Origin of the sequence: Streptomyces sp. NPDC057474, assembly GCF_042802555.1 — a bacterium.
Taxonomy (GTDB): domain Bacteria; phylum Actinomycetota; class Actinomycetes; order Streptomycetales; family Streptomycetaceae; genus Streptomyces.
Genome location: NZ_JBHVDX010000334.1, coordinates 1 through 7,653, shown reverse-complemented (window position 1 = coordinate 7,653; position 7,653 = coordinate 1). Strand labels below are relative to the sequence as shown.

The following is a 7,653-nucleotide window of genomic DNA, read 5'->3' as shown; positions in this document are numbered from 1 at the left end:
CATTAATTGTTGAAAAGTCGTTCTCGGAGGTCGTGGGACTACTTCTGCACGGGCTGGTAGGCCCCCGGTGCCATCCGTGTCGCGACCGCGATCCGGTTGTACGCGTTGATCACGGTGGCCGCCCAGATCAGCGCCGCGACCTGCGCCTCGTCGAAGACGTCCGCGGCCGCCGCGTAGACGTCGTCGGGCACATGGCCGTCATGCACCAAGGTCACCGCCTCGGTCAACGCCAGGGCGGCGCGCTCGCGGGCGGTGAAGAAGGGGGTCTCGCGCCAGGCGCTGAGCGCGTAGATCCGCTGCTCGGTCTCGCCCTGCGCGCGGGCGTCCTTGGTGTGCATGTCCAGGCAGAACGCGCAGCCGTTGATCTGCGAGGCGCGAATCCTGATCAGTTCGAGGATCTCGGGCTCGACCTTCGCGTCCCGAGCCGCGGAAACGGCGGCACCGTGCAGGGAGCCCATCGCTCCGGACACATCGGGGGTGATTTTCTTGAGGGCCACACGAGATATGGGATCACTGTTGCTCATGGGGAGAACTCTATATCCGAATTCCCGGCTGTGTAACTGTTTCGTCTCGACGCGAGCTTTCTCACAACCGTCGCCCCCGATCGCCTGTCTAGGAAGGCAGGACCAGCAGAGCTCGCGAAAGGGAAAGGCCAGCCATGGGGGACATAGGCAGAAGAGGCGCAGTCGCACTCACCATCACCGGACTGCTGACACCGCTCACGCTCGCGTTGGGCACCGCGCCCGCGCAGGCGGCGAGTTGTACGGCGTCGACGGGGCCGTACCAGAAGCAGGTGGAGAAGTTCCTCGGCCGGACGGTCGACGGCAAGCAGTCCGCTGCTGACTGCAAGGCCATCAAGGCCTTCCAGACCAAGCACGGCATCACACCGAACATCGGCTACGCGGGATCCGTCACCTGGGGCGTGATGGACCTCATGAACAAGCAGAAGGCCGTGGGCAAGAACCCCAACAAGGCCGGCAAGTGCCCGGTGAACAAGGGCCGCATCGCCTGCGTCGACCTCACCCTCCAGCTGAGCTGGATCCAGGACGGCAAGAAGCTCGTCTACGGGCCCGTGCCGGTCCGCACCGGCCGTGACGGCTACGAGACCCGCACCGGCCTGAAGAAGATCTACTGGCGGAACATCGACCACGTCTCGTCGATCTACCACGTGCCCATGCCCTACAGCCAGTTCTTCGACGGTGGCCAGGCCTTCCACTCCGTCGGCGTCAGCATGTGGAACCCGCCCGGCTCCCACGGCTGCGTCAACATGACCAAGACCGACGCCAAGAAGTACTGGTCGCTGCTGAAGAAGGGCGACGACGTCTACGTGTACGGCCGCAAGCCGGGCACCTGACAGGAAAGCAGGAGCCCGGCCGGTCGACGGTGGTGAAACGTCACGCCTCGGGCGCGTCCCCGAAGTCCGGGATCTCCAGCCTGACCCCACCCTGCCGCGCGGACTCGTGTGCGACGATGCCCGGCAGGGTGTAGCGGGCCGCCACCCACGCGTTCACCGACGGCAGCGTCCCGGTGTTGACGGCGGTCACGAAGTCGTCCACCAGGAAGTGGTGGCTGCCCTCGTGCCCGTTGTGCAGCTGGTCGAACTCCCGCGGCAGCCGCGCCCGGTCGTGCACCGGCGCCGAACCGGAGGTGAAGGCGGCCCGCAGATCCGGCGCGATGTGCTGGAGGGAGGGATCGTCGGGGGACAGGGTGGGCTTCGGCTCCAGCAGTTCGCTGATGTCCGTCACCCCCTTCTTGTCCTGCCAGAACGCCACCGTGGCCAGCTGCTCCATGCTGGCGTCCGTGCCGAAGAACCGGAAACGCGACTCCCGGATCTGCGAGGGGTAGCCGACCCGCCGGAACTCGTTGGTACGGAACGAGCCGCCGCCCGCCACCTCGAACAGCGCGGTCGCGTTGGAGAAGTCGTTGCCGAACTGGCTGACCTCCTTGTCGAACACCCCGTCCCCGCGCCCGTCCACGACCCCGATCGCCGACACGCTCACCGCGTGCGTCTGCCAGGCGCCCAGCACCCCGCCCACCGAGTGCGTCGGGTACAGCAGCGGGGGATAGCTGGCGGTCCGCTTCCAGTCCTCGCCGCCGCTGTACTGGTAGGCCTCGTAGAACCCCAGGTCCATGTCGTGGACGTAGTCGCCCTCGGCGTAGAAGATCCGCCCGAAGGCGCCCTCCGCTATCTGGTTGCGCGCGTGCACGGTCGCCGGGTTGTACTGACTCGTCTCACCCATCATGTACGTCAGCCCGGTCGCCCTGACCGCGTCGATGATGGCCGCGATCTCGTCGGCGGTGATCGCCATGGGGACCGCCGAGTACACGTGTTTGCCGGCCCCCAGTCCCTGGAGGACCAGCGGCCCGTGCGTCCACCGCTGGGTGAAGATCGCGACCGCGTCGACCGCCGGTGACTCCAGCATCGCCTCGTACGACGGGAAGGTGCCCGCCAGCCCCTGGGCGGCCGCGAGTTCTTCGGCCCGCTCGGGCAGCAGGTCCGTGACGTAGACGTCGCCGACGCCGGGGTGCGCCTGGAACAGCGTGGCGAACTGGCCGGAGAACTGGCCGGCGCCGACTATGCCGAGGGAGAACGTCATGTAAGGAATGTCCTTCACTGGTGGAGTGATGAGCCGGGGTCCGGCCGGGTCACTGGTCACTGGTCACTGGTCGAGAATGAGGTTGATCTGGTCGTTGGTCTCGTCGAGGCCGCTCACCGGCGCTCCGTTGCCGTAGATGTCCTCCATCGCGGGCTGCATGAGCGCGGTGACGTCCGCCGCGTAGTTGGTGATCGGGTAGGAGAAGGTCCGGAAGTCCTTCTTGTCGGCCACCGGCTCGGTGAAGGCCGAGACGTCGAGGCCCTTCCTCTCGTACGCGGCGACGGCGGCCTCGGTGCCGGCGGGGGTGGCGGGGAAGACGACTCCGTACTCACCCACGACGGTCTGACAGGCGTCGGAGGCCAGATACGCCACCCACTTCCGGGCGCCCACCTTGTTCTCGGAGGCCTTGGTGACGGAGTCGGCGAGGCCGTTCATCATGGTGGCGCGCTTGCCGGTGGGGCCGGCCGGGGTGACGGCCGCGCCGATGTCCATGCCCTTGAAGCCGTCGTAGGTGGAGATCATCCAGGCGCCGTCGAAGGTGACGGCGGCCTTGCCCGCCGCGATCTGGGTGTTGGCCTGGTTGGACTGGACGTTGTAGTCGGCGAAGGGAACCATGTAGCCCTTCTCCGCGAGCCCGAAGTACCACTTGATCACGGACTGGAAGGTCTCGCTGTCGTACTGGTACTTCGTGCCCCAGCGCGCCTTGTCCGTGTAGCTCCACCCCGCCGACCCGGCGAAGGGGCTCCACTGGGTCTGCCCGTCGGCATAGCCCCCGCCGTTGCTCGCCAGGCCGTACACCTTGACGTCGTCCTTGTCGAAGCCGGGCTCGTCGCCCCGCCTGCCCTCGCCGTCGACGGTCAAGTGGGCTACGGCCTTCTCGAAGGTGCCGCCGTCCTCCGGGTTCCAGGAGAGGCCGTTCACCTCGTCGGCGGTGAGGCCCGCGTCCTGCACCATCTCCTTGTTGTAGAAGAGCGCGACGGTGTCCCAGTCCTTCGGGGCGCCGTAGCGGTGGCCGTCCCGGCCGATCCAGTTGGCGGCGAGCCCCGGCTGGTAGTCGGACTCCTCGATGCCCAGGTCGTCGAGCGGTTCCAGCACCTGCAGATCGGCGAACTGGCCGAACTTCTGGATGTGGTCGGTGAACACGTCCGGCTGGGTGCCCGCGATGAACCCGGCGGTGAGCTTGGTCCAGTAGTCGCTCCACCCCAACTGGGTGATCTTCACGTCCAGTCCGGGGTTCTCCTTCTCGAACCCCTTCGCACAGGCCTGGTAGGCGGGTAGTTGGTTGGCGTCCCACAGCCAGTACGTCACCGTGTTCGAGGACGCCCCGGTGCCGTCGCCCTGGGCGCAGCCGGTCACCAGGGACAGCGTCAGCGCTCCGGCCCATGCGGTCAGCGTACGAAGTCGCATCAGTGTTCCCTCACTTGATCCCGGTGAAGCCGATGGAGCTGACGATGCGGCGGGCGGACGCGGCGAAGAGCGCCAGCATCGGCAGCGCGGCGATCAGCGTCGCCGCCGTGAGCCCCGACCAGTCCACGCCGGTCGCCGGGGTCTGCGCCCGGAAGATCGCCAGCGCCACCGTCAGCACCCGGGAGCCGTCGCTGTAACTGACCATCAGCGGCCAGAAGTAGTCGTTCCAGGAGGTGATGTACGTCAGTACGGACAGCGTGAGGATCGGGGTGGACGCCATCGGCAGGATCACCCGGAAGAAGACCCTGACCTTCCCGGCCCCGTCCAGCAGCGCCGCCTCCTCGACCTCCTGGGGGATGTTCATGAAGAACTGCCGGAGGAAGAAGACCGCGAACGGCGTCATGAAGAGGCTGGGCAGCGCGATGCCGAGCAGCGAGTCCACCAGGTGCAGCTGCTTGATGAGCACGAAGTTCGGCAGCAGCGTGAAGATGGTCGGCACCATCAGCCCGGCCAGGAACAGCCCGAACACCTGGTCCCGCCCGCGCCAGCGCAGCCGCGCGAAGGCGTACGCGGCCATCGCGGAGAAGAAGATCTGACACCCGGTGATCAGCGTCGACACGATCACCGAGTTGAGCAGATACCGCCAGAAGTCGAGCCCGCCGCCCGCCCCGCCCTGCGCGATCGCCTCCTCGGCGGACTGCAGACCGAGGGCCCGCTCGAAGCCGCTGCCGGTGAGATCGACGGGCAGCGGGTTCGCGGGGTCCGCGTTGAGCCCGGCGTTGGTGGAGAGCGCGGTGCGCAGGATCCAGTAGAACGGCAGCAGGGTGATGAGCACGATCAGGCCCATCACGGTCCAGGCGGCGGCCCGCCCGAAGGAGAACCCGCGTCCCGCCGGCCGAACTGCCGGCGTCGGTGTCGGTGTCGAAGCCGGTGGCGTCGACGTGGTCGTCACGGCAGCCATGTCGGTGTCTCCCTTCAGTCAGCCGAGGTCGCTCTGGCCGGCCCTGGTGAGCCGGTACTGCAGGACGGTGATCGCGCTGAGCACGACCAGCAGGGCGACCGACATCGCCGAGGCGTAGCCGAACTGGAAGCGGCCGAAGGCGGAGCCGTAGATGTAGAACTGCAGCACGTTCGTCGCGTTCGCGGGACCGCCCGCCGTGGTCACCGCCACGGTGTCGAACACCTGGAACGAACCGATCACCGTCATGATCAGCACCACGGCCAGCACCGGGCGCAGCAGCGGCATGGTGACCCGCCAGAACATCCGCCACTCGCTCGCGCCGTCCACCTTGGCCGCCTCGTACACGTCGTTCGGAATGGCCTGGAGCCCGGCGAAGAGGAGCAGCGCGGTGTAGCCGACGTGCCGCCATACGTTGATCAGGGCGATGGTGGGGATCGCCCAGGTCTCGTCGGCGAGGAACGGGATGCGGTCGACGCCGAGGGCGCCGATGATCTCGTTGCCGATGCCGAGCTGGGTGTCGAGGATCCACAGCCAGACCAGACCGGCGACCACGTTCGACATCAGATACGGCGTGAGCACGATGCCGCGCAGCAGCGCGGACTGGGTCAGTCGTTGGAGCAGTACGGCGATGGCGAGCGCGGCGACCGTCTGCACACCGATGTTGAGGACCACGTACTCGACCGTGACCGCCAACGAGTCCCAGAAGATGGGGTCGTTGACCATCCGGACGTAGTTGTCGAGGCCCACCCACTCCGCCGGGGTGAGCAGGTTGAAGCGGGTGAAGCTCAGGTAGATGCCGCGCAGCGTCGGCCAGAGCAGGAAGACCAGGAAGCCGAGCATCGCCGGGGCGATGAAGACGGCGGCCAGGGCGCCGTCGCCTCGCCGACGGGTCGGTGGACTGCTGGAGGCGATGGTCATCGGTGCTCCCTCATCGGCGGCGTTGCCTCAGACTCAGGTCACTTACTTTCGTCGCAAAAGAATTGTGACGTCAAGAGGTAGGTGAACATCTTTTGGAAGGGGTGTCTGTGAGCCCGGAGTAAGCTTGTTGTTTCCATGACGGAAGAAATCTGGTGTGGGAGTCTGACCCTCATGACCGCACTCGCTGCCAGCTGGCTGCCGCTCAGTCCCGGGGAACGCGCGGTGGCGATCGAGGTGCTCGTGCACGGACCGCTCTCGCGCACGGAGCTCGCCCGGAGGCTCGGCCTGTCCGCGGGCAGCCTCACCCGGCTGACCAAACCGCTGATCGAGTCGGGACTGCTGGTCGAGACCGCCGAGGGTGCCGCGCTCCCCGAGATCCGGCAGGGGCGCCCCTCGCAGCCGCTGGACATCGTCGCCGAGTCCCGCTCCTTCATCGGCTTCAAGATCACCGACGACATGGTGTACGGCGTGGTCACCACGCTCCGGAGCGAGATCGTCACCCGCTACGACCGTCCGCTCACCACGCACGAGCCGGAGCGGGTGGCCGACCTGCTGGCCGGGATGGCCGCCGAACTCGCGCACACGCACCCCTCGCTCGCCGGTATCGGCATAGGGGTCGGCGGTCTCGTACGGCGCCGCGCGGTGGTCGGGGAGTCACCCTTCCTGTCGTGGCGCGATGTCCCGCTGGCCGAACTCGTCGAGGAGCGCACCGGGTTGCCGGTGGTCGTCGAGAACGACGTCGCCGCGCTCGTCGAGGCCGAGACGTGGTTCGGCGCGGGGCGCGGAGTCGACCGGTTCGTCGTCCTCACGATCGGCGCGGGCATCGGCTACGGGCTCGTACTGGGCGGCAAGCGGGTGGCGTACGCCGAGGAGGATCGCGGGTTCGGCCGCCACTGGATCGTGGACCCCGCCGGCCCGCTCACCCCCGACGGGGAGCGCGGCAGCGCCGTCTCGCTGTTGAGCATCCCCAGCATCCGGTACCAGGTCCAGGCGGCGACCGGGCGCGAGATGACGTACGAGGAGATCCTGGCCGGTGCGGCCGAGGGGGAGTCGATGTGTGTGCGGGTCATCGGGGAGGCGGGGCGGGCGCTGGGGACGCTGGTGGCCCAGATCGCCAACTTCGTGATGCCGCAGAAGATCCTGCTCGCGGGGGAGGGGGTGGGGCTGATGGGGGTGGCGGGGAATGTCGTGGACGAGGCTGTCCGCGCCCATCGTCATCCGCTGTCCGCGCCCGTCCCGTTGGAGACGAAGGTGTCCGACTTCCATGACTGGGCGCGGGGAGCGGCCGTGCTGGCCATTCAGGTGCTCGTACTCGGGACCGTGGAGCCGTAAACGCAGAGTGATCAGCTTCACGGTCCGTAATGTCTGGAGTGGGACCTTTACTCACATCGGCTTCACGTTCGAGGACATATGGTTTACACCATGTCCACTACCCCTGATGTCGTCCTGGAAAGATCGGAAGTACCGGCGCGAACGGCCGCCGAGGTCAACGAGGAGATCCGGGCGCTCTGGTTCCGGAGCGGTGGGACGTTGAACAGGGAGCAGCGGAGCGAGTACGAGCGGCTCGTCCTCGAGTGGGCGGCGCGCTCCGCCGACTGAGCCGGTGCGCTCCGCCGAGTGAGGCGATGCGCTCCGCCGAGTGAGGCGATGCGGGGTTTCGTCTGCCGGGTTCGGTGGGCGGCCGACCGCGACTCCGATGTGGCGTGTCGCGCCCCCGCGGCGGAGCCGCATATCGAACACAGTCCCGCGCCCCTTCAGGGCGCGGGGAGT

Annotated in this window: 8 protein-coding genes; 3 read left to right on the top strand and 5 right to left on the bottom strand. The window is 67.6% G+C overall.

The window, feature by feature from the left end:
* Positions 1-38: 38 nt before the first annotated feature.
* Entirely contained in the window at positions 39-524 is a 486-nt protein-coding gene (locus ACFU53_RS44805) for a carboxymuconolactone decarboxylase family protein (RefSeq protein ID WP_384005755.1), read from the bottom strand.
* Between the two features lie 134 nt (positions 525-658).
* On the opposite strand from ACFU53_RS44805, the gene ACFU53_RS44800 reads away from it, so the two are divergent.
* Complete coding sequence (locus ACFU53_RS44800) at positions 659-1,354, top strand: L,D-transpeptidase family protein (protein ID WP_384005753.1); 696 nt, start codon at positions 659-661, stop codon at positions 1,352-1,354.
* 40 nt (positions 1,355-1,394) lie between these two features.
* On the opposite strand, the gene ACFU53_RS44795 is transcribed toward ACFU53_RS44800, so the two are convergent.
* The 4 genes from ACFU53_RS44795 to ACFU53_RS44780 all read right to left on the bottom strand — a co-directional run bounded on the left by ACFU53_RS44795 (position 1,395) and on the right by ACFU53_RS44780 (position 5,883).
* Positions 1,395-2,597 carry a Gfo/Idh/MocA family protein gene (locus ACFU53_RS44795; RefSeq protein ID WP_384005751.1) on the bottom strand — a complete coding sequence of 401 codons (1,203 nt, stop codon included), beginning with the start codon at positions 2,595-2,597 and terminating at the stop codon, positions 1,395-1,397.
* A 63-nt stretch (positions 2,598-2,660) separates the two neighbouring features.
* Positions 2,661-4,004, bottom strand: coding sequence for an ABC transporter substrate-binding protein (locus ACFU53_RS44790; protein ID WP_384005749.1), 1,344 nt, complete (start codon positions 4,002-4,004; stop codon positions 2,661-2,663).
* A gap of 10 nt (positions 4,005-4,014) precedes the next feature.
* Positions 4,015-4,965 carry a carbohydrate ABC transporter permease gene (locus ACFU53_RS44785; protein ID WP_384005748.1) on the bottom strand — a complete coding sequence of 317 codons (951 nt, stop codon included), beginning with the start codon at positions 4,963-4,965 and terminating at the stop codon, positions 4,015-4,017.
* 18 nt (positions 4,966-4,983) lie between these two features.
* Positions 4,984-5,883, bottom strand: a complete 900-nt coding sequence (locus ACFU53_RS44780; RefSeq protein ID WP_384005746.1) for a carbohydrate ABC transporter permease — start codon at positions 5,881-5,883, stop codon at positions 4,984-4,986.
* A 171-nt stretch (positions 5,884-6,054) separates the two neighbouring features.
* Between ACFU53_RS44780 and ACFU53_RS44775 the strand changes: the two genes are divergently transcribed.
* Positions 6,055-7,215: an ROK family protein gene (locus tag ACFU53_RS44775; protein WP_384005744.1), complete on the top strand. Its 1,161-nt coding sequence runs from the start codon at positions 6,055-6,057 to the stop codon at positions 7,213-7,215.
* A 90-nt stretch (positions 7,216-7,305) separates the two neighbouring features.
* Complete coding sequence (locus ACFU53_RS44770; protein WP_384005742.1) at positions 7,306-7,482, top strand: hypothetical protein; 177 nt, start codon at positions 7,306-7,308, stop codon at positions 7,480-7,482.
* Positions 7,483-7,653: the final 171 nt, after the last annotated feature.